This window comes from Rhodobacter maris (assembly GCF_900217815.1).
Taxonomy (GTDB): Bacteria; Pseudomonadota; Alphaproteobacteria; order Rhodobacterales; family Rhodobacteraceae; genus Rhodobacter; species Rhodobacter maris.
Map to the genome: position 1 here is coordinate 106,179 of NZ_OBMT01000001.1, position 23,597 is coordinate 129,775.

Annotated in this window: 25 protein-coding genes and 2 tRNA genes; 13 read left to right on the forward strand and 14 right to left on the reverse strand. The window is 65.0% G+C overall.

Features of this window, described 5'->3' with window-relative positions:
* Positions 1 to 19: 19 nt before the first annotated feature.
* From CRO22_RS00520 to fumC, 4 genes are all read left to right on the forward strand, one after another.
* A complete protein-coding gene (locus CRO22_RS00520; RefSeq protein ID WP_097068159.1) occupies positions 20 to 445 on the forward strand; it encodes a nuclear transport factor 2 family protein in 426 nt (141 codons plus the stop codon).
* Between the two features lie 118 nt (positions 446 to 563).
* The gene (locus tag CRO22_RS00525; protein WP_097068160.1) at positions 564 to 1,031 is read left to right on the forward strand and encodes an SspB family protein; all 468 of its coding nucleotides are present in this window, start codon (positions 564 to 566) and stop codon (positions 1,029 to 1,031) included.
* Positions 1,032 to 1,055: 24 nt separating this feature from the next.
* Complete coding sequence (locus CRO22_RS00530; protein WP_097068161.1) at positions 1,056 to 1,640, forward strand: hypothetical protein; 585 nt, start codon at positions 1,056 to 1,058, stop codon at positions 1,638 to 1,640.
* A gap of 87 nt (positions 1,641 to 1,727) precedes the next feature.
* The gene (gene fumC / locus CRO22_RS00535) at positions 1,728 to 3,122 is read left to right on the forward strand and encodes a class II fumarate hydratase (protein WP_097068162.1); all 1,395 of its coding nucleotides are present in this window, start codon (positions 1,728 to 1,730) and stop codon (positions 3,120 to 3,122) included.
* Between the two features lie 81 nt (positions 3,123 to 3,203).
* Here fumC and CRO22_RS00540 read toward each other — a convergent pair whose 3' ends face one another.
* Positions 3,204 to 3,647 (reverse strand): GNAT family N-acetyltransferase, encoded by a 444-nt coding sequence (locus CRO22_RS00540; protein ID WP_097068163.1) that lies wholly within the window; start codon positions 3,645 to 3,647, stop codon positions 3,204 to 3,206.
* A 111-nt stretch (positions 3,648 to 3,758) separates the two neighbouring features.
* Here CRO22_RS00540 and CRO22_RS00545 point away from each other — a divergent pair, with 111 nt between their 5' ends.
* The gene (locus CRO22_RS00545; RefSeq protein WP_097068164.1) at positions 3,759 to 3,950 is read left to right on the forward strand and encodes a DUF4169 family protein; all 192 of its coding nucleotides are present in this window, start codon (positions 3,759 to 3,761) and stop codon (positions 3,948 to 3,950) included.
* Positions 3,947 to 4,180 (forward strand): ribbon-helix-helix domain-containing protein, encoded by a 234-nt coding sequence (locus CRO22_RS00550; RefSeq protein WP_097068165.1) that lies wholly within the window; start codon positions 3,947 to 3,949, stop codon positions 4,178 to 4,180. The genes CRO22_RS00545 and CRO22_RS00550 overlap by 4 nt, the downstream gene beginning before the upstream one ends.
* Here the strand turns inward: CRO22_RS00550 and CRO22_RS00555 are convergent.
* The 3 genes from CRO22_RS00555 to CRO22_RS00565 all read right to left on the reverse strand — a co-directional run bounded on the left by CRO22_RS00555 (position 4,147) and on the right by CRO22_RS00565 (position 6,110).
* The gene (locus CRO22_RS00555) at positions 4,147 to 5,004 is read right to left on the reverse strand and encodes a lysophospholipid acyltransferase family protein (RefSeq protein ID WP_097068166.1); all 858 of its coding nucleotides are present in this window, start codon (positions 5,002 to 5,004) and stop codon (positions 4,147 to 4,149) included. The genes CRO22_RS00550 and CRO22_RS00555 overlap by 34 nt on opposite strands.
* A gap of 10 nt (positions 5,005 to 5,014) precedes the next feature.
* Complete coding sequence (locus tag CRO22_RS00560) at positions 5,015 to 5,800, reverse strand: GNAT family N-acetyltransferase (RefSeq protein ID WP_097068167.1); 786 nt, start codon at positions 5,798 to 5,800, stop codon at positions 5,015 to 5,017.
* Between the two features lie 130 nt (positions 5,801 to 5,930).
* Positions 5,931 to 6,110: a DUF3553 domain-containing protein gene (locus CRO22_RS00565; RefSeq protein ID WP_097068168.1), complete on the reverse strand. Its 180-nt coding sequence runs from the start codon at positions 6,108 to 6,110 to the stop codon at positions 5,931 to 5,933.
* A 25-nt stretch (positions 6,111 to 6,135) separates the two neighbouring features.
* Between CRO22_RS00565 and CRO22_RS00570 the strand changes: the two genes are divergently transcribed.
* The gene (locus CRO22_RS00570; RefSeq protein ID WP_097068169.1) at positions 6,136 to 6,765 is read left to right on the forward strand and encodes a histidine phosphotransferase family protein; all 630 of its coding nucleotides are present in this window, start codon (positions 6,136 to 6,138) and stop codon (positions 6,763 to 6,765) included.
* A gap of 110 nt (positions 6,766 to 6,875) precedes the next feature.
* Here CRO22_RS00570 and CRO22_RS00575 read toward each other — a convergent pair whose 3' ends face one another.
* The 5 genes from CRO22_RS00575 to CRO22_RS00595 form a co-directional block, all read right to left on the reverse strand.
* Positions 6,876 to 8,141 carry a glutamate-5-semialdehyde dehydrogenase gene (locus CRO22_RS00575; RefSeq protein WP_176518505.1) on the reverse strand — a complete coding sequence of 422 codons (1,266 nt, stop codon included), beginning with the start codon at positions 8,139 to 8,141 and terminating at the stop codon, positions 6,876 to 6,878.
* Between the two features lie 67 nt (positions 8,142 to 8,208).
* Positions 8,209 to 8,285 (reverse strand) — tRNA-Asp (locus tag CRO22_RS00580).
* A gap of 129 nt (positions 8,286 to 8,414) precedes the next feature.
* Positions 8,415 to 8,491 (reverse strand) — tRNA-Asp (locus tag CRO22_RS00585).
* A gap of 130 nt (positions 8,492 to 8,621) precedes the next feature.
* Positions 8,622 to 9,614, reverse strand: coding sequence for a sugar-binding transcriptional regulator (locus CRO22_RS00590; RefSeq protein WP_097068171.1), 993 nt, complete (start codon positions 9,612 to 9,614; stop codon positions 8,622 to 8,624).
* The gene (locus tag CRO22_RS00595; protein WP_141399396.1) at positions 9,611 to 12,214 is read right to left on the reverse strand and encodes a putative bifunctional diguanylate cyclase/phosphodiesterase; all 2,604 of its coding nucleotides are present in this window, start codon (positions 12,212 to 12,214) and stop codon (positions 9,611 to 9,613) included. Before CRO22_RS00595 ends, CRO22_RS00590 begins: the two co-directional genes overlap by 4 nt.
* Before the next feature lie 205 nt (positions 12,215 to 12,419).
* On the opposite strand from CRO22_RS00595, the gene CRO22_RS00600 reads away from it, so the two are divergent.
* Positions 12,420 to 13,454 carry an SDR family NAD(P)-dependent oxidoreductase gene (locus tag CRO22_RS00600; protein WP_097068173.1) on the forward strand — a complete coding sequence of 345 codons (1,035 nt, stop codon included), beginning with the start codon at positions 12,420 to 12,422 and terminating at the stop codon, positions 13,452 to 13,454.
* A gap of 93 nt (positions 13,455 to 13,547) precedes the next feature.
* Here CRO22_RS00600 and CRO22_RS00605 read toward each other — a convergent pair whose 3' ends face one another.
* Together CRO22_RS00605 and thyX are read right to left on the reverse strand one after the other, a co-directional pair.
* Positions 13,548 to 14,474 (reverse strand): type II toxin-antitoxin system death-on-curing family toxin, encoded by a 927-nt coding sequence (locus tag CRO22_RS00605; RefSeq protein ID WP_176518506.1) that lies wholly within the window; start codon positions 14,472 to 14,474, stop codon positions 13,548 to 13,550.
* Between the two features lie 78 nt (positions 14,475 to 14,552).
* Entirely contained in the window at positions 14,553 to 15,467 is a 915-nt protein-coding gene (gene thyX / locus CRO22_RS00610) for an FAD-dependent thymidylate synthase (RefSeq protein WP_097068175.1), read from the reverse strand.
* Positions 15,468 to 15,680: 213 nt separating this feature from the next.
* Between thyX and CRO22_RS00615 the strand changes: the two genes are divergently transcribed.
* Genes CRO22_RS00615 through CRO22_RS00625 form a run of 3 tightly spaced genes read left to right on the forward strand, consistent with a single transcriptional unit; the run spans position 15,681 to position 18,372 of the window.
* Positions 15,681 to 16,541, forward strand: a complete 861-nt coding sequence (locus CRO22_RS00615) for a hypothetical protein (protein WP_097068176.1) — start codon at positions 15,681 to 15,683, stop codon at positions 16,539 to 16,541.
* 1 nt (position 16,542) lies between these two features.
* A complete protein-coding gene (locus CRO22_RS00620; RefSeq protein WP_097068177.1) occupies positions 16,543 to 17,886 on the forward strand; it encodes a hypothetical protein in 1,344 nt (447 codons plus the stop codon).
* 57 nt (positions 17,887 to 17,943) lie between these two features.
* A complete protein-coding gene (locus CRO22_RS00625) occupies positions 17,944 to 18,372 on the forward strand; it encodes a VOC family protein (RefSeq protein ID WP_097068178.1) in 429 nt (142 codons plus the stop codon).
* A gap of 3 nt (positions 18,373 to 18,375) precedes the next feature.
* Here CRO22_RS00625 and pth read toward each other — a convergent pair whose 3' ends face one another.
* Together pth and CRO22_RS00635 are read right to left on the reverse strand one after the other, a co-directional pair.
* On the reverse strand, positions 18,376 to 19,083 hold the full coding sequence (gene pth / locus CRO22_RS00630) for an aminoacyl-tRNA hydrolase (protein ID WP_097068179.1): 708 nt from the start codon (positions 19,081 to 19,083) through the stop codon (positions 18,376 to 18,378).
* A gap of 192 nt (positions 19,084 to 19,275) precedes the next feature.
* Entirely contained in the window at positions 19,276 to 19,881 is a 606-nt protein-coding gene (locus tag CRO22_RS00635; protein ID WP_097068180.1) for a 50S ribosomal protein L25/general stress protein Ctc, read from the reverse strand.
* Positions 19,882 to 20,121: 240 nt separating this feature from the next.
* Between CRO22_RS00635 and CRO22_RS00640 the strand changes: the two genes are divergently transcribed.
* Complete coding sequence (locus tag CRO22_RS00640; protein ID WP_097068181.1) at positions 20,122 to 21,486, forward strand: hypothetical protein; 1,365 nt, start codon at positions 20,122 to 20,124, stop codon at positions 21,484 to 21,486.
* On the opposite strand, the gene ychF is transcribed toward CRO22_RS00640, so the two are convergent.
* Positions 21,487 to 22,584 (reverse strand): redox-regulated ATPase YchF, encoded by a 1,098-nt coding sequence (ychF, locus tag CRO22_RS00645; protein ID WP_097068182.1) that lies wholly within the window; start codon positions 22,582 to 22,584, stop codon positions 21,487 to 21,489.
* A 137-nt stretch (positions 22,585 to 22,721) separates the two neighbouring features.
* On the opposite strand from ychF, the gene trpA reads away from it, so the two are divergent.
* Positions 22,722 to 23,513, forward strand: coding sequence for a tryptophan synthase subunit alpha (trpA, locus tag CRO22_RS00650; RefSeq protein WP_097068183.1), 792 nt, complete (start codon positions 22,722 to 22,724; stop codon positions 23,511 to 23,513).
* Positions 23,514 to 23,597: the final 84 nt, after the last annotated feature.

A 23,597-nucleotide genomic window follows, 5' to 3' on the forward strand; every position in this document is an offset into this window, starting at 1 on the left:
ACCTCACGGAGACGACAAAATGGGCAAGCTCGATATCCTGCGCGATTGGTATGATCGCGTGTGGATCGCTGGTGATCTGGACGCAATCAACGACTTCTTTCCCCAGGGAACGGAGGCGACCGGAATTATGCCCGGCCTCTCTCTCGCGCCGCGTGATTTTGCCGAATTCATTCCGTTGATGCGCAGCCTCGTCACCGATCTGCGCTATGAAGTGCTGCGCCATGCAGAGGGGGACGACTGGCTCTGGGCGCTGTTGCGCTTTCAGGGCAAGACCCGACGCGACCACCGGCCAATCGATGTGTCCTCGCAGGTGGCGGTGCGCTTCACGGGCGATCGTTTCGCCGAGGCCTACAACATGACCGACATGATCACTTTCTTCGAGCAGATCGGCGCACTTCCCGAACAGGCAATGGCGCTGTGCCTGATGGGCGAGCAATTGCGCTGAGTCGTGCCTCGTGCGAAACCGCCTTCGCGCGACACCGGCCGCCGCCGCTGCCCCTCCCCGGTTCCCCCTTTCCTTGCCCGGCAAATCCCCTATGCTGTGCGCAAAGGAAAGGGTCCCCATGACGCGTTCGATCGATTACGGCACTCTCATGCATCGCGCGATGCGCGGCCTCATCCAGACCGTGCTGAACGAGGTGGCCGAGCATGGCCTGCCCGGCGCGCATCACTTCTTCATCACCTTCGACACCCGCGCGCCGAAGGTGGAAATGGCGGATTGGTTGAAGTCCCGCTACCCCGAAGAAATGACCATCGTGATCCAGCACTGGTTCGAGAATCTCACCGTGACGAGCGAAGGCTTCGGGATCACGCTGAACTTCGGCAACCAGCCCGAACCGCTCTGGATTCCCTTCGATGCGGTGCACACGTTTGTTGACCCCTCGGTCGAATTCGGCCTGCGCTTCGAATCGCAAGACAGCGAGGACGAAGAGGAGGACGAGACCGAGGAAGACTTCGAGATCACCGAGGAGAGCGCCGACAAGCCGCGCCCCGAGGCAGAGGTGGTCAGCCTCGACAAGTTTCGCAAATAACCTTCCAAAACAACGGCCAAACCGATGTTCAATTTCCTCAAACCGCAAAAGACAGTGGCGGTCACCGCCCATATGCCCACCTGCCTCACCGCCGAGGATCGCGCGCCGCGCTATGATGCTCTGGTGCAGGAAGCGCTCAACTCCTGGGGGGTGGGCAGCGTGACCGCCGGCGCCTCGGCGATGGATGGCGCGGGGCGCGTCACCGAATGCACCCTCGACATGGAGATCAAGGGGCTCGACAAGAAGCTCCTTGACAGGCTGGTGCCGCATTTCGAGTCGCTCGGCGCGCCGAAGGGCTCGTGGTTCGCCGACGAGACCGGCAAGGAGCTGCGCCGCTTCGGGTCGACTGAAGTGCTGGTGCTGGAACTCGACACCGCCGGGCTCGACCCGGCCGTGAAGGCCGCGCATTCGCCCGACGAACTGCTCGAACGGATCAAGCACAAGATCAGCTCGGGCGGGCGCTACATGGGCGAGCGCGCGTTTGAAAAGACGACCGAGCTCTATTTCCACTGCCGGGCAGTGCGCAATGTCGAGGCAGCCCTCGCCGAGTTGCTCGCCGATCATCCGCTCTGCGCCAATGCGCGCGTGTTCCGTCTCGCGAACGCCTGAGCGCGCCCAGTATACCTCCGCATACCAATTGCCAAATCCGTCCCGCGGTTCTAGAACCGCGGGAGATTTGCATCACGGAGGCCCTCGATGACTGCGACAAGAACCGAGACCGACAGCTTCGGTCCGCTCGAAGTTCCCGCCGACAAATACTGGGGCGCGCAAACGCAGCGCTCGATCATGAATTTTCCGATCGGCTGGGAGCGCCAGCCGGTGCCGATCATCCGCGCGCTTGGCGTGATCAAGAAGGCCGCCGCGCTTGTGAACAAGGCGCAGGGCGACATGGCGCCCGAGATCGCCGATGCCATCGTCGCCGCCGCGACCGAGGTGATCGAGGGCAAGTTTGACGACAACTTCCCGCTCGTCGTCTGGCAAACCGGCTCCGGCACGCAGTCGAACATGAACGCGAACGAGGTGATCTCGAACCGCGCCATCGAGATGCTGGGGGGCCAGATGGGCTCGAAAAAGCCCGTCCACCCGAACGATCATTGCAACATGGGGCAAAGCTCGAACGACACCTTCCCCACCGCGATGCATGTGGCGATTGCGTGCCATGCGCGCGATGTGCTGATCCCGGGCCTCGAAAAGCTCTCCAAAGCGCTCTGGGCGAAGTCCGATGAGTTCAAGGACATCATCAAGATCGGCCGCACCCATACGCAAGATGCCACGCCGCTCACGCTCGGGCAGGAATTCTCCGGCTACGCGACGCAGGTGGACCGCGGCATCGCACGGGTGAAGCTCGCCCTCACCCATATCTATGAGCTCGCCCAAGGCGGCACCGCGGTCGGCACCGGGCTGAACACCAAGGTGGGCTGGGACACGCGGATCGCCGCGCAGATCGCCGAGATCACCGGGCTGCCCTTCGTCACCGCGCCGAACAAGTTCGAGGCGCTCGCCGCGCATGATGCGATGGTGTTCTTCTCGGGCGCCCTGAAAACCGTGGCCGCGAGCCTCTTCAAGATCGCCAATGACATGCGGCTTCTGGGCTCGGGTCCGCGCTCGGGGCTCGGCGAACTCATCCTGCCCGAGAACGAACCCGGCTCCTCGATCATGCCCGGCAAGGTGAACCCGACGCAAGCGGAGGCCCTCACCATGGTCTGCGCGCATGTGATGGGCAATGACGCGGCCGTGGGCTTTGCCGGCAGCCAGGGTCATTTCGAGCTCAACGTCTACAACCCGATGATGAGCTACAATGTGCTGCAATCGATGCAGCTTCTGGGCGACTCGGCCTCGGCCTTCACCGACAACATGGTGGTGGGCACGCAGGCCAACACTGCGCGGATCGACAAGCTGATGAAGGAGAGCCTGATGCTGGTCACAGCACTCGCCCCCACCATCGGCTATGATGCCGCAACCAAGGTGGCCAAGACCGCGCACAAAAACGGCACGACGCTGCGCGAAGAGGCGATTGCGCTCGGCTATGTCGATGGCGAGACCTTCGACCGCATCGTGCGCCCGGAAGACATGATCGGTCCCAAAGGCTGAACCTGCCCGCAGTGCGCGCAAGGGCGGCCCGCGGGCCGCCCTTTTCATATCGCGGAGGAGCGGCCGCCCCCGGCCGTGGTGTTAAGGCGCGACGCTATAGAGGATGAACCCGGAAGCGGGGGCGTAGCTGTCGTAGAGCCTGCGCGCGGCCACGTTGGTTTCGGCGGTGAGCCAGCGCACCGAAGCGTAGCCGCGTGCCCGGGCAAAGGCGCGCACATGGTCGATGAGCGCGCGCCCAACGCCCTGCCCGCGCGCTTCGGGCACGGTGTAGAGATCGCTCAGATAGACCACCATCCCGCCCGAAAGCGAGCGGTGCATCAGCGAATATTGCACGAGCCCGAGCGCCTGCCCCGCCGCGTCACGCGCGAGATCGGCCCAATAGGGCTCAGCCTCGGCGTGGATCCAGTCCCAGACCTGCGGCTCGGCGGCGCGCGCCTCGGTATGATAAAAATCAGCATAGGCGCGAAACAGCGCCTCCCAATCGGCCCGGTCGGCCTCCGTCACGGGGGAAATGGTCAGGGTCATGGCGCTCTCCTTTGCCCCATCGAAGCGCGAAGCCGCGGCGGGAGCAAGCAGGCAAAACGGGCGACGAGTGCGCCGATTGCACAGTTCCGCGCGCCGTGCGATGCTGCGCCCATGGCCGAGATCGTCAACCTGAACCGTTTCCGCAAAAACGCCGCGAAGGCCGAGGCCCGTGCCGCGGCCGATGCCAATGCCGTCAAATTCGGCCGGACCAAGGCGCAGAAAGTGCTCGAAGAGGCGCAGGCTGAAAAGGCGCGCGCCGTGCTCGACGCCAGCAAACGCGAGCGCCCCGACACAGAACCATGAGCCCGCCGCGCAAGCATTCGTTGACTTTGGGCGGGCACCGCACCTCGGTCTCGCTCGAAGATGATTTCTGGAAGGGCTTCAAGGAGATGGCCGCGGCGCGCGGGCTCGGCATCAACGAGCTTGCCCGTGAGATCGACGCCGCACGCGCTCAGGATACCGGGCTGGCCACGGCGATCCGGCTTGAAGTGCTCGCTTATTACCGCGATGGCGCTTCGCGAGAGAAAGCCTGATCGAGCCCGGCGCGCACCCGGCGCTCGCAGGCCGCGGCCAGCTCCTTCCGCGAGGGGAAGGCGGACACATCAAGCGGCGCGTGGAACACCACCTCGATCGCGCCTTGCCGCGGCGCGGCCAGCACTTTCATCAGATGCGGGCCAAATCCCATGTCGCGCCACCAGCCGTAATAGCGCGGATCCTCGCCTGCGGGCGCGTGGTAGACCACGCTCACCGGCTGGATCTGCATCACCTTGTCGAGCCCATGGGTGTAAAACGCCTGAAACAGCGTCGTCTTGAACGGCAGCAAACGGCGGCCATCGGTCGATGTGCCTTCGGGAAAGAACAGCAGATGATGCCCCGCCCGCAACCGCGCCTCGAAGAGCGCCTGTTGCGCCTTTGCCTCGCGCGGATCGCGGCGGATGAAAACCGTGCCCGTCGCCTGCGCCAGCCAGCCGATGAAGGGCCAGCGCGCCACCTCGGCCTTGGAGACAAAATAGACCCGCTGACAGGCATTGAGCGCAAAAATATCGAGCCAGGACGAGTGGTTCGCCACCACCGCGCCGATATGGTGCATCGGCTGCCCCTGCACGCGGTAGCGGAGGCCCATGAGCGCAATGCAGATCCGGCAAACGGCAGTGGTGATCGCGGGCGTCCAGGGCCGCGCCGCACCGTGGAGCGGCCGTTCGATCAGCCGCAGGCCCAGCAAGAGCGCAAGCCCCGCCAGAAGCACGACGACCATCGACACCCCGCGCACCACCAGCCGCAGCCCGCCTGCCGGAGTGAGCGGCGCTGGCGCGGGCGGCTCGTCACCGATCCAGAGCGGGCCAGAGGGTTCGCTCATCCCCGCCTCCTCATCCACGCCCCTCGACGCGGCGCGTATAGAATTCGCGGTGTTTCTCCGACATCGCCTGGGTGTCCATCAGAAGCAGCACATCGGTCGTGTTGAACGGATGATCGACATAGGCGCCCTCGCCCACAAAGCCCCCGAGCCGCAGATAGGCCTTGATCAGATTGGGCATCTGCTCCATCGCCGCGCGCCGGTCGAGCCTGGCCTCCGGCACCAGATCCATGCGCTGGAAATGCTCTGCCCGCGCACGCGGGCGCAGCGCCTCTGGGGCGAGGTGGTGGTGGTGCAGCCAGGAGAGCGGCTCCTTCAGCGCCGCCACATCAGTGCCATGGAAGGAGGCGACGCCGAACAGGATCTCGATCTCGTGGGCGATGACGTAGTCGGCCAGCGCATTCCACAGCATCAACATCGCCGCCCCGCCGCGGTGGTCGGGATGCACACAGGAGCGACCAAGCTCCAGAAGCCGCCGTCCGGAGGCGCGCAACGCGGTAAGGTCATATTCGGCATCGCAGTAATACCGTCCGATCTCCTCCGCCCGGTCCGAGCGCAAAAGCCGGTAAGCCCCCACCACGCGCTCCAGATCCCCCTCTTCCTTCGAGGGGTCGAGCAACACGAGATGATCGTAGAGCGGGTCGAATTCATCAACCTCAAGCCGGTTTTCATGATCGACAAGCGGGCCGGAGCCGCCCAGCTCCTCGACAAAGACCTGATAGCGCAGACGTTGCGAGGCGCGGATGTCCTGCGCGTCGCGTGCAATCCGGGTTTCATAGGCAAGCGGGGCAACCGCCATCTTGTCCGCCTTTCTGTTTCACCCGATGTAAGCGGCCCGGCGCGCACGATCAATGCCCGATCCCCGCCCGCGCGCTTTCGTCCCCATCCAGGCGGGGCTGTTAACAATGCCTCAACCTGTTAACCTTTTGTCAATCTTGCCCTTCGATAACGAGGGACAGCTGAACCCGCCGCCCGTCGATCACCTGCTTGCCCGCATGTTCAAAATTGACCGTCACCTTGTCGCCGATGCGCGACTGCACCTGCCCAAGGCCCCAGTCGGGGGCCTGCGGATTGCGGACCATCATCCCCGGTTCGAGAAATTCGTTCATCCTGCCCCCAATCGGGAAATCTGAAATGCCCCATGACACTTCGCTCTCCGCCACCATCGACCCCACCAGCCTCGAGACCGATCTCGTGGCGCTGGTCGGCTCGCGACTCTGCCACGATCTTATCAGCCCTTTGGGGGCGATCGGCAACGGGGTCGAGTTGCTCGCCATGTCGGGCATGGGCGCAAGTCCCGAGGTGCAGTTGATCTCGGAAGCGGTGGCGGCGGCAAATGCGCGCATCAAGTTCTTCCGCATCGCCTTCGGCCAGGCCTCGGCCGACCAGCGCCTCGGCACGTCGGAGATCCTGTCGGTGCTCGACGAGATGTCGCGCGGCGGGCGGCTGAAATATCACTGGCTCGCGGCGGGGGACCATCCGCGCCGGGCGGTGAAACTGATCTTCCTCGGGCTTTTGTGTCTTGAACCTGCGCTGCCATGGGGCGGCGAGGTGGTGATCCGCGAAGAGGGCGGCGAATGGCGGCTTCTGGCCGAGACGAAGCGCACCAAGCCCGATCCGGAACTCTGGTCACGGCTCTCGGGCAGCCTCGTGCAGGTCGCTCCGGCGCAGGTGCAGTTCGCGCTTCTGCCGCGCGAGGCGGGGCATCAGGGCCGCCGGGTGAGCTGGGACGTCAGCGACACGACCGCACAAATCTTGTTCTGAGCGCCCCGGAGAAGGCGAAGGGCCCAATTGGCGCGCCGCGGGTTCGAAAACCAATTGTCGGCGGGGCGGAGCCCCCGCCGGGTCACCCCGGCCTGCCGAGGCGACATCCCTCACGCCCGGATCGTACCGTCACCGCGGACGATATATTTGAACGAGGTGAGCTGTTCCGCCCCGACCGGGCCGCGCGCATGCAGCTTGCCGGTCGCGATACCGATCTCCGCGCCCATGCCGAACTCGCCACCATCGGCGAATTGTGTCGAGGCATTGCGCATCAGAATCGCAGAATCGAGCCGCTCGAAGAACCGCGCCGCGGTGGCGTCATCTTCGGTCAGGATCGATTCGGTGTGGTTTGAGCCGTAGCGGCGGATATGGGCGATCGCCCCGTCCACCCCGTCCACAAGCGTTGCCGCGCAGATCATGTCGAGGAATTCGCGCCCGAAATCGTCGGGCTGGGCGGGCACCGTGCCGGGGATATGGGCCAGATCCGCGCTCACTCGCATCTCCACCCCGGCATCGCGCAGATCCTCCACCAGCACCGCGCCATGCCTGGCATAGAAGGCACGGTCAATCAGCAGGCATTCCATCGCGCCGCAAATCCCGGTGCGCCGGGTCTTGGCATTCAGCACCACCGCCCGCGCCTTCTCAAGATCGGCCGCGCCATCGGCATAGATGTGGCAGATCCCCTCGAGATGGGCGAAAACCGGCACCCGGGCCTCGGCCTGCACAAGACCCACGAGCCCCTTGCCGCCGCGCGGCACGATCACGTCGATATGGCCGACGGCCCGCAGCATCTCGGCCACGGCCGCGCGGTCGCGCGTCGGCACAAGCTGGATCGCCGCCTCGGGCAGACCCGCAGCCTTCAGCCCCGCGACCATGCAGGCATGGATCGCGCGCGAGGAATGAAAGCTCTCCGAGCCGCCGCGCAGGATCACGGCATTGCCGGCCTTGAGGCACAGCGCCCCGGCATCCGCCGTCACGTTCGGGCGCGATTCGTAGATCACGCCGATCACGCCCAAGGGCGTGCGCACGCGCTGGATATGCAGCCCGGTCGTGCGATCCCATTCGGCGATCACCTCCCCCACAGGGTCACGCTGCGCAGCCACGGCGCGCAGACTCTCCACGATCCCCGCGATACGGCTTTCGTCGAGCTTGAGCCGGTCCATCATGGCGGGGCTGAGCCCCTTGTCGCGGCCAAAAGCGAGATCTTCGGCATTGGCGGCGAGGATCTCCGCCCGCCGCGCGACAACCGCATCGGCCGCGGCCATCAGCGCCGCTTCCTTCTGCGCAGGCGGCGCATAGGCGAGCTCCGCTGCGGCCTCACGCGCCGCCCCGCCCATCTGGTCGATCAGGGTTTTTGCATCCGTCTCATCACGCATCATCGGCCCTCCACTTGCACGCGTGATACGCGAGCGGAGCGCAAGGGTCCAGCATTGAGAGAGGAAGTGGCGCGGTTGACGGGGCTCGAACCCGCGACCCCCGGCGTGACAGGCCGGTACTCTAACCAACTGAGCTACAACCGCGCGATGACGGGCTGATTAGCGGCTGGCAGAGGGGCCGTCAAGCGCGAAACCAAAACACCGCGCCGGGCGCCGTGCATCCCCAATGCGCAAAACCAAAGGCCCCCGCCGGGAGGCAGGGGCCTTGGAAAGTGGCGCGGTTGACGGGGCTCGAACCCGCGACCCCCGGCGTGACAGGCCGGTACTCTAACCAACTGAGCTACAACCGCGCATTTCTCCCAGACCATAGCCCGGGCGTGCGGTGGCTTCTACGCATCCCGCGCGCCCCCGTCAAGCACAGAAGCATCAACCAGACGGATTTCTTGACGCTCCGCCGCCCGGCCCTTCGGACAGGCGCAATCATTCCAGCAAAAGCGCATATTCCACCCGTGCCTCAGGCGTGAGCAGGGCCACTGCAGTCTGGCTGTCGGTGATCAGCTCCTGCACCAGCCTGCCCCGGAGCGCGGCCCGGATCGGCCCCACCTTTTCCGCCCCGCCAGCCAGCCCGACCAGCCGGTGCCGCGCGAAATCGGCCGCCTCGGGCGCCAGCGTGCAGCGCGCGATCCGGGTGTCGAGCTCATGGCCCGCACCGTCAAAAAACCGCCCAAGCACCTCGCATTCAGCGTCGCGACCGGCCAGCTCGTCGAGCCCGTCCGTCTGCAACATGCCGGTGCCCATCAACTGGTTCTCGACCGAAACACTGCCGATGCCGACGATCCAGAGATCCGCCTCCCGCATCAGCGCCATCACCCGTGCCACCATCGGCAGCGCCATCAGCTCGGCGCGCTCCTCGGGGCTCGAGACATAGAGCGTTGCCGGCAACGGAAAGGCCTGCGCGCCAAAACGCTGCGCGAGATGGCTCATCACCGCATGCGGATAGGCGGTATGCGCGCGCGTCAGATCTCCTGCGAGCGAGACAAAACGCAAATCGGGGGCATGGATTTCGGGCAGTTGCCGCACCATCGCCGCAAGGCTGCGCCCATGCGTCAGCCCGACCACTTTCGGCGCCTCGCGCGATTGCACAAGCCGCGTCAGCCAGCGCGCCGCGGTGGCGGCGATCGCGGGCAAGGGATCGCTCTCGCCCGGACCGAGAGGGGCCAGATGCACCGCGCGCAGCCCGTAGCTGTCGCGCAACTGATGCGAGAGCTGGCGCATCAGCCGCGCCCCGCTTGCGCCCCCCGGCAGCTTCACCGCCTGCACGGCCCCGGCCTCAAGGAGCGCCTTCACCCGCGCCGCCGGAAGGCCCAGCCGCCAGCCGATCTCCTCGACACTGAGCCCGCCGGTTTCATGCAACCAGCGCGCGCGCGATTCGGGCGTGTCGGGACGATTAAGCCGATGCGGCGGGGAGGTCATGGGCGCTCCTCCTCGCAGCTGGTGGCCAAAGCCGGAGCGCAAGGCACCGGCTCGGGCTGCAGATAAAGCGCTTCGAACTGAGCCAGATCGACCGGCCGGCCAAGCAGGAACCCCTGCATCAGCGTGCACCCCGCGCCGCGCAGGATCTCGAACTGCGCCTCCGTCTCGACGCCTTCGGCAATCGCCTTCAGCCCGAGCGCCTGCGCCATCGCCAGAATCGCCCGCACGATCGCCAGAGCGCGTTCGGGCTCCGGTCCGTCGAGCGCGCTGACAAAGGAGCGGTCGATCTTCAGCTCGGTCACCGGCAGATCCTGAAGCGCACCGAGCGCCGACTGCCCGGTCCCGAAATCATCCACGGAAATGCGATACCCGGCCGCCTCGAGCTGGCGCAGGTTGCGCTGGCGCGCGGCAATCGGCTGGGCAATTCCGGTCTCCGTGAGTTCGATGATCACCTGATGCGGGGCGAGCCCCGCCCGCGCCAGCTCCCGCGCCAGGTCGGCGCGCTGCGGATCGTCGAGCGTGGCAGCGTTGATGTTCACCGCCACAGGCAGCGAAAGGCCGCGCGACGCCCAGCCCGTGAGCATCGCGCCTGCGAGCCGCATCACGTCGCGGTCGATCGCGCAGACCAGGCCATCGACCTCGGCCACCGGGATGAACTCGCCCGGCGAGACCGCGCCAAGCTCGGCATCGGTGAGCCGCAAAAGCGCCTCTGCCCCGGCGAGCCGCACCGTCACCCCGGCGACGGTCCAGTGCCGGAGGGTGGGCTCCGCGACAACCTCGAATTTCGGTTGCAGATGGAGCTCGAACCGGCCCGCTTCGAGTGCGCGATGCAGCGCCTGCGCCACCGCGCTGCGGCGCTCGAATTCTGCGCCAAGCTCGGGCGAGAACCGTGTCACGGTATTGCGACCGCGCGCCTGGGATTGATGCATCGCCATATCGGCGGTGCGCATCAGCGCCTCGGCACCCTCGCCATCTCTGGGAAACAGGCTCACCCCAACCGAGGCCGTGAGGAAGAACTGCCGTTGCGGCAAGTGGAGCGGCCGGGTGAAGGCGCGCACAAGTTCCCACCCGCGCGCCTCGGCCGCACACCCCTCCGTTCCGGGCAACAGGATCACGAATTCGCCCTCGTTCACCCGCGCGAGCACCGCTCCCTCGGGCAGGCCCGTTTCGAGCCGCTTCGCCGCGAGCTTGATCAGCTGGCCCGCAGTCTCATGGCCGAGCGTATCATGGATCAGTCGGTAATTGTCGAATTCCAGCGCCAGAACGGCGATCGGCTGCCCGAGCACCCGGGCGCGCCGCACGCTCTCTTCCAGTCGGCGCATCAGCAGGAACCGGTCCGGAAGGCCCGTCATCAGATCATGCGTGGCAATGAACCGGGCGTTCTCGATCGAGTATTCAAGCTGGCGTTGGAGGTCGAAGAGCTGGGTGACATCGCTCAGCGACACCAGCTGACGGGACCGGAAGCTCGGGTCAGGCAAAGGCGCGATATCGAGCTGCAGCACCTGCCGTTTGCTGGCGCGACGTCGATGCACGCGCAGCTGGGAGAAGCTATCGGGCTCGCCCAGCGCCTCTTCGAGCTCCTCGCGCCCCTCCTCGGGCGCCAGCAGATCGCCGAGCCGCAAGCCCACGCTCTCCTTCAGGCCAAGCCCCAGAAGCGTGCCCGCCTCGGGGTTGCAAAACACCACCTGCCCGGCGCTGTCGAGCACGATCTTGCCGGTGGGCAACACATCGAGCAGATGCGCCAGCCGGTCGCGTTCGCGCGCGAGCGACGCTTCGATCGAGGCATCCTCAAGCAGCGAAACCGCCGAGATCTCGATATCGCAGCCAATCACCCGGCTCAGCTCGCCGGTGACGCGCCAGCGCACCGCACGACTGTGGGAGAGCACGCTGATCCATTCGCCGTTGCGATGGCGCAACCGCGACAGGATCTGCACCGTCTCGCCCGCGCGCAGCCGGGCCTGGGCATCGGCCCGGTCAAAAGCGGCGATATCGTCGGGATGGCTCAGCTGCGCCCAGTCGTCGAGCGAGAAATCGGGGAGGTCATCCGCCTCATAGCCGAGCCGCGCCTTCCAGGGGGCCGAGACCTCCAGCCGGCGTTCGGGATAGGTGATGGAAAAGCACTGCGCGGGCGTCACCGCGATCCGCTCCAGCGCGCCGCGCGCCACGGCAAAGGCGGTATCAAGACGTAACAGCCAGCCGCAACCGGGCGGATCCGCCGCGCCCACTTCGAGGCTTGTCAAAACCACCTCGTCGCCCGCGAGATCCCAGTGCATGCGGCCTTGCAAGCTGGCCACCGGCGGCCCCGACAGCGGCGCCCGCGGGCCGCCGGTCCTGCGCCCTGCCCCGCCGGACCCCGGCCAGAGCGCCAGATGCGGCACCCGCGCCGCCTGCGCCTCAAGAAAAGCGATCACGCGAGGCTGGTCGGCGGCAATGAACGCCTCGGCGAAGGAGGCAAGCGGCATCGGCGGCTCGCTTGGCTCGCCCTGAAGCACGACTGAGAGCCCTTCGGCCCCCGCACAGAGCCGCCAGCCCAGCAGATCGGAGCCCGATCTTGCACAGGCGCGCGGTACAAGGTCTCGAGGGCGGCTGTGCGTTCCCACGCTCTCTCCGATCGCTACGCTGTCACAAAAGCTTCTCACAGCGGGGAGATTAACAACTTTTCAACCAGAGTGCGACAGGAAAGACACGCCTTATAAACTGCAAGTTGTGCCCGCCATCCGGCCCGGCCCGTTTCCGGCGGCCCGGCTTGCATCGGCGACAAAACCGGCCCAGAAACCGTGATGTGATCCCATCAAGGAGCGCCCGATGACCGCAGCACCCGCCGCCCCTCCCCGCACCGCGCTGGTCACCGGGGCAGCAGGCTTTATCGGTTATCACCTCGCGCAGGCGCTTCTGGCCGCGGGCTGGCGCGTGGTCGGGATCGACAATCTCAACGATTATTACGATGTCCGGCTGAAGCAGCGCCGTCAGGCAATGCTGATGCAAGATCAGGGCTTTACCATCGTCAATGACAGTGTCGAGACGCCCGGCCGGATGATGGGGCTGTTCGAGGCGCATCGCCCCGATGTGGTGATCCATCTCGCGGCGCAGGCGGGCGTGCGCTACTCGATCGAGAACCCGCGCTCCTACCTGGAGAGCAATATCACCGGCACTTTCGAGATCCTGGAAGCCGCGCGCGCCTTTCCGCCCGCGCATATGCTTCTGGCCTCCACCTCCTCGGCCTATGGCGCCAATACCGTGATGCCCTATGCCGAGACGGCAAAGGCCGACCATCAGATGAGCTTTTACGCCGCCACCAAAAAGGCGACCGAATCGATGGCGCATTCCTATGCGCATCTGTTTGGCCTGCCGGTGACGATGTTCCGCTTCTTCACCGTTTACGGGCCCTGGGGCCGGCCCGACATGGCGCTGTTCAAATTCACCAAGGCGATCCTCGAGGGCCGCGCGATCGACGTGTATAACCACGGCGACATGAAGCGCGACTTCACCTATGTCACCGATCTCGTCGCCGCGATCATGCTTCTGATCGAGGCGGTGCCGGTGCGCCCCGAAGCGGGCGTGGTGGCAGACGGCGACAGCCTCTCCCCGGTGGCGCCGTTCCGGGTGGTGAATATCGGAAATTCAGAGCCCGTGCAGCTTGTCGATTACATCGCGGCAATCGAGGCGGCGACGGGCAAGCGGGCCACGCGCAACCTGATGGAGATGCAGCCCGGAGACGTGCCCGCCACCTGGGCCGACACGACGCTGCTTGAGCGCCTCACCGGCTACACCCCCAAAACCCGCGTCCCCGAAGGCGTGCAAGCCTTTGTGGACTGGTATCGAGACTATTACGGAGTGTGACGGCACCCGCGCGGCAATCACTGAGGCAGATCAAGGGCAGCGCCCGACCCGAGGGAGTGGCAAAGGTTGCGAGGCAGCGGGTCAAAAAATAAATCAACGATATGCAAGGCGCCGCAAAGCATCTTCATATTGCCCGATTAGGCCCCGCATATCATCAACATCCTTAAAGAAAGACAGTGAATCAACGCCATTTTCGGGCGTCAAACCGAGTTGCTCACGTATGTGCTTCAGTCGCCCTCGCCCAACCACTTTCGACCACCCCGGGAAGCCTATAGAACAAACCTTACGCCTCTCCCTTGTCTTTTCTCTCTTTGAAAAAAAGCTACGACGAGGCATTTCGACATCCTCCCAACGAACTACATCAATGTAACCGTTATTTGGGTTTTCCATAAAAACATCATAACGCTTCAAAATGCTTTCCAACTCCCGATAAGTTACCAAGTATTGGGTTCGATCGACATGGTGGGTATTCTTTCTGAAAAACCATGCGAGATACTCAATTTCCGGATCATCACTGCGCTTTGCCAAATCACGACAACGAGGAAATTTCCTCAATTCGTTTTCGGCAACCTGCACAGTCAAATCCTCCAACTCCTTCGGAGTGGCGGTCACTTGGAAACCATTCGAGTAAAGATAGTGAACAGAGCTAAGGTAAGCCGTTCTCTTGTTCGCATCATGAAACGGATGATTTTTAACAAGACCAAATAGAAGTGTGGCAGCTTTCTCCTGTATGGAATTCCACTTGAGAACCCCCGAAAACTCGGCGTAAGGCCTCGCAACAGCAGACAATAAAAGACCAATATCCTTTGGACCGAAACCACCAACGCCTTCTCCTTCTCCTTCCCTCAAGAAATAATCAACAATACAAAAGTGCGCCCGCAGAACTTCTTTCGCAGAGAGCCCTCCAGAAGGTAATCCTTCATCGAATCCAGATGTATCCGAAACGGCCCTTTGATAAAGGTATCTTATCTCGGGAAGCAGTGTTTCGGAGAATTTTAATACATCAACTTCGTCGTTCACAATAACCTCAACGATACGAATAAGAAGACATAATCCACCGGAGCGTTTCCACCCCGGACATGCGTCCGGGGCCGCGCCTCACCCCCACTCCTCCACAAACTCGCGCCATTCGCCTTTCGACATGCCGGAGGTTTCCTGTGTCACCGCTTCGCCCGCAAGGCGCCGCTTGAGCACCTCTTTCGCCTTGGACGACACGCTCACCGCGCCAAGGCGGTAATCTTCGAACGCCTCATAGGCCTGCGGCACCCAATCCTTCACGATCTCGCACAGCACCTGCGCATAGACCCGGATCTCGTATTGCGCATGCACATCGGCGCGCAGGCGCAGGAAGTGGAACAGGTTGTGCAGGTCGATCTTCCAATACCATTGCGTATAGATGTTCGCGGGCAGGTTCATCCGCGCCAGTTCCCGCGCAAGGCCAAGCTTGCCGGTGTCTGCGTCGGGCGTCAGCATGTCCTCGTAATGGTCATAGGCGCGCATCGCATCCTCGCGCAGCAAATCGAGCACGCGCGCCGCCTCCGCCCCCTCGAGAAGCTGGCCGCGGCCCTGATTGTTCACCACCGATTGCGCGGCAAGCTGGTCGGGCGCGGGGATGTAGAACTCCCGGTCCAAAATCGAATAGCGCGCGGAATATTCGTTCACATTGGCGGTGCGGTGGCGGATCCATTGCCGCGCCACGAACACCGGCAGCTTCACATGCACCTTGATCTCGCACATCTCGAAGGGCGTCGAATGCCAGTGCCGCATCAGATAGCGGATCAGCCCGCGGTCATCCGACACCGCCTTGGTGCCGCGCCCGTAGCTGACCCGCGCCGCCTGACAGATCGCGGCATCGTCGCCCATATAGTCGATCACGCGGATCAGCCCGTGGTCGAGCACGTCATGCGCGGTGTAGAGCCGCGCCTCCATACCGGGGGAGGTGGTGCGCAGCGTGGGCGTGGCGGCTTCGCGTTGCGCGGCGATCTCGGCGCGTTGTTCGGGGGTGAGCGACATGGGGGCCTCCAGAGACAGAATCGCAGAGACTATATCTGGCCAAGGCGCCTCACGGAACCGCGAGATCATGTGGCGCGCGGGGAGAGGCCGGCCAAGGTGTCACCCCCCGGGCACGCGCAGGCCCGCAGGGTCCGGAAAATTTGAACGAAATTGACTTTTCAGGCCCGTTTCGGCAGGTTGAGGGCAAAGCGAGCAGTAAACGAAAGATATAAAATGATCAGACAGGCTTTGCCACTCGTGGCTTTGCTGGGTTTGGTGGGCTGCGGCGGCGCGGCGATCACCGGACCGGCAGGCGGCGACGACAGCGCGGCCGCCCCCTCGGGCGGGGTCTGCGACGGCACCACCATCGTGTGCATGGATGAGGCCAATGCCTTCAGCTATGACGCGACGAAGGACGAGATCCATATCAACAACCTGCCCTTCGACCTTGACGGCACCTATCAGAAGGTGGACGGGCTGACGGTCGGCGGCCAGCAGGTCTATCGCAACGCCAATGGCGCGCGGACCTATTACGCGCTTTATGTGCAGGGCACCAACACGCTCACCGCCGCCAGCGTGGCCGCCACCGACAGCTATGTCGATTACGGCTATTCGGGCACGATGTTCCGCGGCACCGGCAATGTCGACCTGCCCACCGATGCCCAGGCGACCTATCAGGGCTCCTATCAGGGCATCCGCATCTACGAGGGCGGCGGAGCGCACGGGTTTTCGACCGGCGATGTCCAGATGGTCATCGATTTCGAGGATTTCGACGATACCGGCGCGATTTCGACCACGGTGGGCAACCGCGTTGCCTATGATGCGAACGGGGCCGTGCTCGGCGCGCTGCCGAGCCTCGTGGTGGCCGACACGCAGCACGAGGGCGGCGTGATTGCGCAGACGACGATCAGCGAGGGCTATGGCGACACGGCCACCGGGGCGAGCGGCACGCTGGCGGGGATCTTTGGCGGCACGGATGGCGATCAGGTCGCCGGCGTGCTCGTGCTGGAAGGGCCCGATGCGCTCGATGCCGACGTCAATGTGCGCGAGACCGGGGCTTTCGTGATCGACCAGGTCTCGCTGATCCGGCCCTGAGATGCCCGGCAGGCTGCGCCTTCGCTCGGCGGCTCTCGCGGGCCTGCTTGCGCTCGTGGCCCCGCCCCTGCCCGCGCAGGAGGCGCTGAGCCCGGCACAGGCGCGCGCGCTGGCGCTGGCCGCGCATCGCGCCAAGGATGGGCCGCTTGCCAGCGGGTTGGCGCGCGCGCTTTTGCAGCGCGACCCGGAAGACACCGTGGCGCGGATGATCCTTGCCGCGGCGGAATACGCCTCGGGCGATTTTGCCGCCGCGGGCGCTAATGCCCGGCGCGCCTATCGCGATGCGCCCCGCGGCCCCGCGCGCCACGATGCGGCGATGATCGCCGCCGAAAGCGCGTTCAAGCGCGCGCAGATCGGCGCCGCGCGGGGCTGGCTGCGCCGCGCCGCCTATTTTGCCCCCGATGCGGCGCATCAAAGCCTCGCCCTGCGCGCCCTGCACGGGCTCGAACCGATGCAGAAGCTGCGCTGGTCGCTCTCTTTCTCGGTGCGGCCCGTCTCCAACATCAACGGCGGCACGCTGACCGAAAGCATCAACTTTGGCCCCTACACCCTGCCGATGCCCGCCGAATTGCAGGCCCTTTCGGGGCTGCAAACGCGGCTTGGCGCCGATCTGAGCTACCGCTTTGCGGAAACGGCCCGCAGCCAATGGACCCTTGCCGCCGGGCTCGACGGCACGGTGAACCGCCTTTCAGGCAGCGCGAAAGAGCGTGCGCCCGGCGTGAACGGGTCGGATTACGACTTCTGGACCCTCAACACCGCGCTGATTTACCGGGGCCTGCCCGAAGGCTGGCGCGCGCCTTGGGAAGGCTGGGTGAGCGCGCGCCACGACACTTATGGCGGTGCGGCGCTCACCAACCGGCTCGGGCTCGGGCTCGCCAAGGATTTTCGCCTTGCGCCGCGCGATGCCCTGCGTGCCGAGGTTGGCGTCGAACGGCAGCACCGGCTTGATGCGCCCGAGCGCTCGGGCACGGCGCAAAGCCTCGGGCTCAGCTACGCCCATGCCGGCGCGCCGGGACGGCTGCGGCTTTCGGGGCAGGCGATCCAGATGCTCTCGTCTGCCGAGGCCAGCGCCTATACCGGCGGGCGGATCGGGTTTGGCTACGACCTTGCGCGCCCGCTTTTCGGCACGGCGTTCCGCTTCGATCTCGGGCTTGAGGCGCGCGATTACGACACCGGCCGGGAAGATCGCAAGCTCGATCTTGGTGTCTCCGCCGTGCTGCCGCGCGTGCAATATATGGGCTTTGCCCCCGAGATCGGCGCCAGCTACAGCCGCAACCGCTCCAACCACCTGCTCTATGACAGCCGCGAATTCGGCCTCACCCTCGGAGTGAAATCGGTGTTCTGACCTTGCCGCCGGGGCGCGCGGGACTACACTCGCGCCACCGACATAAGGAGAAAACCGATGCAGATCCGTTACCTGCACACGATGTTGCGGGTGCTCGACCTGGAGCGCTCGATCGCATTCTTTGCCCTTTTGGGCCTGCGCGAGACGCGCCGCATCGAAAGCGAGGCGGGCCGGTTCACGCTCGTCTTCATGGCGCCCGAAGGGCAGGAGGAATGCCCGGTCGAGTTGACCTACAACTGGGATGGCGACGCGGGCCTGCCCTCAGACAGCCGCCATTTCGGCCATCTCGCCTATGAGGTCGAAGATATTTACGCGATCTGCGCGCATCTGCAGGCCAATGGCGTCACGATCAACCGCCCGCCGCGCGATGGCCGCATGGCCTTTGTGCGCAGCCCCGACAATGCCTCGATCGAGCTTTTGCAAAAAGGCGCGTCGCGCGCGCCGGCCGAGCCGTGGCTCTCGATGCCCAATACCGGGCATTGGTGAGGCTTAGCGCTTGAACCGGTCGGCGAGCTTTTCAAGCGCCGACCGGGTATCGTCGGCCGGGAGGTCGGGCTTCGGCTCAAGCGTCCCTTTCGGCTCGGGTTTCGCCCGCCCCGCATCGGGGCGCGTGCCGGTGGAAGCGCGCGGCGGCGCCATCCTCAGCGCCACGGCATTGAGGAATTTTGCGCCCTCCCCCGCCGCGAGCGCCGGAGCGCCGTCCGAGATCCCGCGCATCAGATCATCGAGCCAGTCCGCCTCGGCCTTGGCGAAATCCGAGAGCACATAGCCCGCCACCCGGGTCTTGTCCCCCGGATGGCCAATGCCGAGCCGCACCCGCGCATAGGCCTCGCCCATATGCTGATGGATCGAGCGCAACCCGTTATGACCCGCATGCCCGCCGCCGGTCTTGAGTCGGCATTTGCCCGGCGCGAGGTCAAGCTCGTCATGGAACACGGTGATCGCCTCGACCGGCACTTTGTAGAAATCCGCCGCCGCCCGCACCGACTGGCCCGACAGGTTCATGAAGGTCTCTGGCTTGAGCAGCAGCACCCGGGCCGCGCCGAACCGACCCTCGCTCACCTGCCCCTGAAACGCTTTTTTCCAAGGCGCAAAGCCGTGGTCTGCGGCGATCCGATCCACCGCCATGAAGCCGATATTGTGCCGGTTCGCGGCATATTTCGCACCGGGATTGCCGAGGCCGACCCAAAGCTGCATGGCGTCTCTCCTTTGGTCGCGGTTCTAGCGGTGAGGGGCGCAGGGGGCCAGCCCCCTCTTCGGCTGCGCCGAATTCACCCCCTGGATATTTGCCTCAAGTCGAAGGGAAAAGGCGCCTTGGACGGCGGGCGCTCAAAACGAAAACGCCGGACCCAGGGCCCGGCGTCAGCGATTGTTCCTGCGAAGCCCCGATCAGGCCTGGGCTTCTTCGTTGTCCGACGACACCAGACCCGAAGGCGCGGTGATATTGGCCACGACGAAGTTGCGGTCGATCGTCGGCTTGCAGCCTTCCGGAAGCGGGATGTCATTGATGTGGATGACTTCGCCGATGTTGCGGCCGCTCAGGTCCACGGTGATGTGATCCGGGATATCGCCGGCCATCACTTCAAGCTCCACCTCGGGGCGCACGATCGTCAGCGTGCCGCCACGCTTCAGGCCGGGGCTCGCTTCGGCATTGTCGAAGTTCACGTGGATGAACAGGTTGATGCGCGAGGCGCGGTGGGTGCGCATGAAGTCGATGTGGGTCGGCAGATCCTTCACCACGTCTTTTTGCACGCCGCGGCAGATCACGCGCACATCTTCCTGCCCGTCGATGTGCAGGTTGAACAGCGTCGACAGGAAGCGGCCCTTGCGCAGGCGGGTGAGCAGCTTGTTGTAGTCGAGGTTGATCGCGAGCGGTTCCTTGCCATCGCCATAAACGATGCCGGGCACCTTGCCCTCACGACGTGCTGCGCGAGCGGCCCCCTTGCCCGTCCCCGTGCGCACCTCGGCTTCGAGAGTTTCGATCTCTTTGGCCATCTGGTATCTCCAATAAAAAAAAGGGCCCCCTCCAAGGGTGTGGGCCCGTGAGGGCTTGCGCATAGCGCCGGAGCCCAATTTTGGCAAGGCAAAAACGGGTGAACCGGCGCGCAAAGGGGCTGCGCCGAAATCACCCAGAGGAAGCCGGTATCAAGGCTGCGGCGCTTGCGCTAGTCTCCCCCCGCATGCGGGCGCGAAAGTGCTGGCGGGAATGGATAATCGGCAGACGAGGAACGGACCGTGGGAGCTGAGGCAGAGAACGCGCTGAAGGCAGGGCTGGTCAGGCTGGGCAGGGAAGCCGGAGGCGCGGAGCCGCTGGTCGAGGCCTTAGCGGCGGATCTCGCCGCGGGGCGATTCTCCGCGCCCGACCTTGCCGCGACGGCGCTGCGCGGCGCGCTCGCCGCTGCGGCCGAAACGAAGGCCGCGGGCAGCGCGGTGCTGGCCGAGGTGGCCGCACTCAACGATCAAGGCGCGCGCGAGGAGGCCGCCGCGCGGCTCACGGCGGCGGGCGAGACGCTCAGTGCGGCCGCGTTCCGGCAGGACCGGATCTGCAACGCCACCGAGCGTGCCGCGGCGCGCCACCTTGAAGCGCTGAAGGCGGCCGCGCCTGCGGGGGGCGTGATCCGCGCCGCTGTGGAGCTGCTTTATGCCGAGCTTGAGGCGGGCGAGGCCGAAAACGACCCCTGGCGGCTGCTCGTCGCGCTGGAGATCGCGAAAGCGCTGATGAAACGTGCCAAGGGCCGCGATCTCGGTCAGGCGCAGACGAGCCTTGCCAATTGCCATCAGGTGATCGGCCAGTTCCGCCCCGGCCGCAAGCATCTCGACCTTGCCGCCGATCTTTTTGCCGCCGCCGCCAAGGCTGCGGTCCGCACCAAGCAGCCGGAGAACTGGGCCTATGCGCAGCATAACCTCGGCGGCATTTCCGAACTCATCGGCCTGCGTCATCAGGACGGGGCGATGCTGAAAAAGGCCGTGAAGGCCTATGGCAACGTCCTGGAAGTCTTCAATGCGCAGGCCCATCCGGTCGAATGGGCCAATGCCACGAGCGCACTCGCCAATGTGAGGGCGGCGCTCGGGCGGATGGCGCAGGACAATGTCGAGATCGAGGAAGCGATCAAGATGTTTGACGATGTCTTTGACGCGCTCAAAGGTGAAGAGCACGCACAGGATGCCGCCGCGGCGCGGGCCAATCATGCCATTGCGCGCCGTCATCTGGGCGAGGTGAGAAAGGACGAGGCGCTCCTTTTCACCGCCCTCGAAGATTTTGCCGAAGCGCTTGAAGACACTTCCGCCCCCGCCCCCCGCGCGCGGCTTTTGCATGCCCGAGGGCTTGCGCATCTGGCGCTCGCCGGACTTTTGCCGGACACGCAATGGGCAGACAGGGCAGAGGCGGATTTCGAGGCGGCGCGCACCCTTGGGAGCCGCGATTTCGCAGATTACCGGGCGGGCGCGAACCATATCGGCCTCGCCCGCGTGGCGCTGGCAAAGGGCGACACCGCCGGGGCGGAAGCGGCGCTTGAAAAGGCCGAAGCCGCCTTTGCCGCCGAGCCCGCCAGTGCCGCACTCAGGGAATGTGAAAGCCTGCGCGCCGCGCTTGCCGGATAATTATGCGTTGAACAGGAAGTGCAGCACGTCACCGTCCTGGACTTCGTAGGTCTTGCCCTCGACGCGGAACTTGCCCGCCTCCTTGGCGCCCACCTCGCCGCGGTATTGCACGTAATCTTCGTAAGCCACGGTTTCGGCACGGATGAAGCCGCGCTCGAAATCGCCGTGGATCACACCCGCGGCGGCGGGGGCAAGGGTGCCCTTGCGAATGGTCCAGGCGCGCGCCTCTTTCGGGCCCACGGTAAAATAGGTCTGCAGGCCCAGAAGGTCGTGACCGGCGCGGATGAGCCGATCAAGCCCCGGCTCGTGCAGGCCCAACTCTTCAAGGAACATCGCCGCTTCCTCGGCCTCGAGCTGAGAAATCTCTTCCTCGATCTTGGCCGAAATCACCACCGCCGCCGCGCCGCTTTCGCGCGCCATCGCCGCCACGCGCTCGGATTGCGCATTGCCTTTGGCCGCGTTTTCTTCCTCGACGTTGCAGACGTAAAGCACCGGCTTGGCGGTGAGCAGTTGCAGCATGCCCCAGGCCTTGCGGTCGTCGTCCGCCACCTTGACGGTGCGCGCGGGGCGACCGGCCTCAAGCGCCTCTTTCGCGGCCAGCATCAGCCGCGCATCTTCCTTGGCCTGTTTGTCGCCCGCATTGATCTTGCGCGCGATATTGGCGAGCCGCTTTTCAAGGCTTTCAAGGTCCGCGATCATCAGCTCGGTCTCGATCGTCTCGGCATCCGCCAAGGGATCGACCCGGCCCTCAACATGCGTCACATCGCCGTCTTCGAAACAGCGCAGCACATGGGCGATGGCATCGGTCTCGCGGATATTGGCCAGAAACTGGTTGCCCAGACCCTCGCCCTTGGAGGCGCCTTTCACAAGGCCCGCAATATCGACAAAGGTCATCCGCGTCGGGATGATCTGCTTCGAGCCCGCGATCTCGGCGAGCGTGTCAAGGCGCGGGTCGGGCACCGCCACCTCGCCCACATTGGGCTCGATGGTGCAGAAGGGGAAGTTCGCCGCCTGCGCCGCGGCGGTTTTCGTCAATGCGTTGAACAGCGTCGACTTGCCCACGTTCGGCAAGCCCACGATCCCCATGCGAAAGCCCATGACACTCTCCTGTTGCTTGCCCTGATTGCTTGCGGCCTCATACGCGGGGGCGGGCGGCAACGCAAGCGCGGCCCTTTCGCCATTGATTTTCCCGCAGGCTTCGCTCAAACCGCGATGAGCATTTCCGGGGGAAGACCATGACTCGTATCGACGCCAAATTCGCCGCGCTGAAGGCCGAGGGCAAGAAAGCCTTTGTCGCCTATATCATGGCGGGCGACCCGGACCGTGAGACCTCGATGGAGATCTTGCGCGGCATGCCCGCGGCGGGGGTTGATGTGATCGAGCTGGGCCTTCCCTTCACCGACCCGATGGCGGATGGCCCGACGATCCAGCTTGCCGGCCAACGCGCGCTCGACGGCGGGCAAACCCTGCAAAAGACCCTCGACATGGTGGCGGAGTTCCGCAAGAGCGATGATACCACGCCGATCGTGATGATGGGCTATTACAACCCGATCTATAACCGCGGCGTGCCGAAATTCCTCGCCGATGCGAAAGCGGCCGGAATCGACGGGCTGATCGTCGTTGACCTGCCCCCCGAGGAAGATGAGGAACTGTGCCTGCCCGCGGCGGAGGTGGGGATCAACTTCATCCGCCTCGCCACACCCACGACCGATGAAAAGCGCCTGCCCAAAGTGCTGCAGAATACCTCGGGCTTTGTCTATTACGTCTCGGTGACCGGCATCACCGGAAGCCAGGCGGCGCAGGTGGCCGATGTCGCGCCGGAAGTGGCGCGGATCAAGGCGGCGACCGATCTGCCGCTGATCGTCGGCTTTGGCATCTCGACGCCCGAGGCCGCGCGCACCATCGCCGCAGTGGCCGACGGCTGCGTAATCGGCTCGGCGATCGTGAAGGAAATCGGCGCGGGCAAGAGCCCGGCAGAGGTGCTCAAAACCGTCGCGGCGCTCGCGGCGGGCGCGCATTCGGCCTGAATGCAAAGCGGAGCACCGTCCGGTCTTGCCCCGCCGCTTGCAATTGGCACAGCAATTGGTAAGTTCGCCTGACCAGTTGGAGGG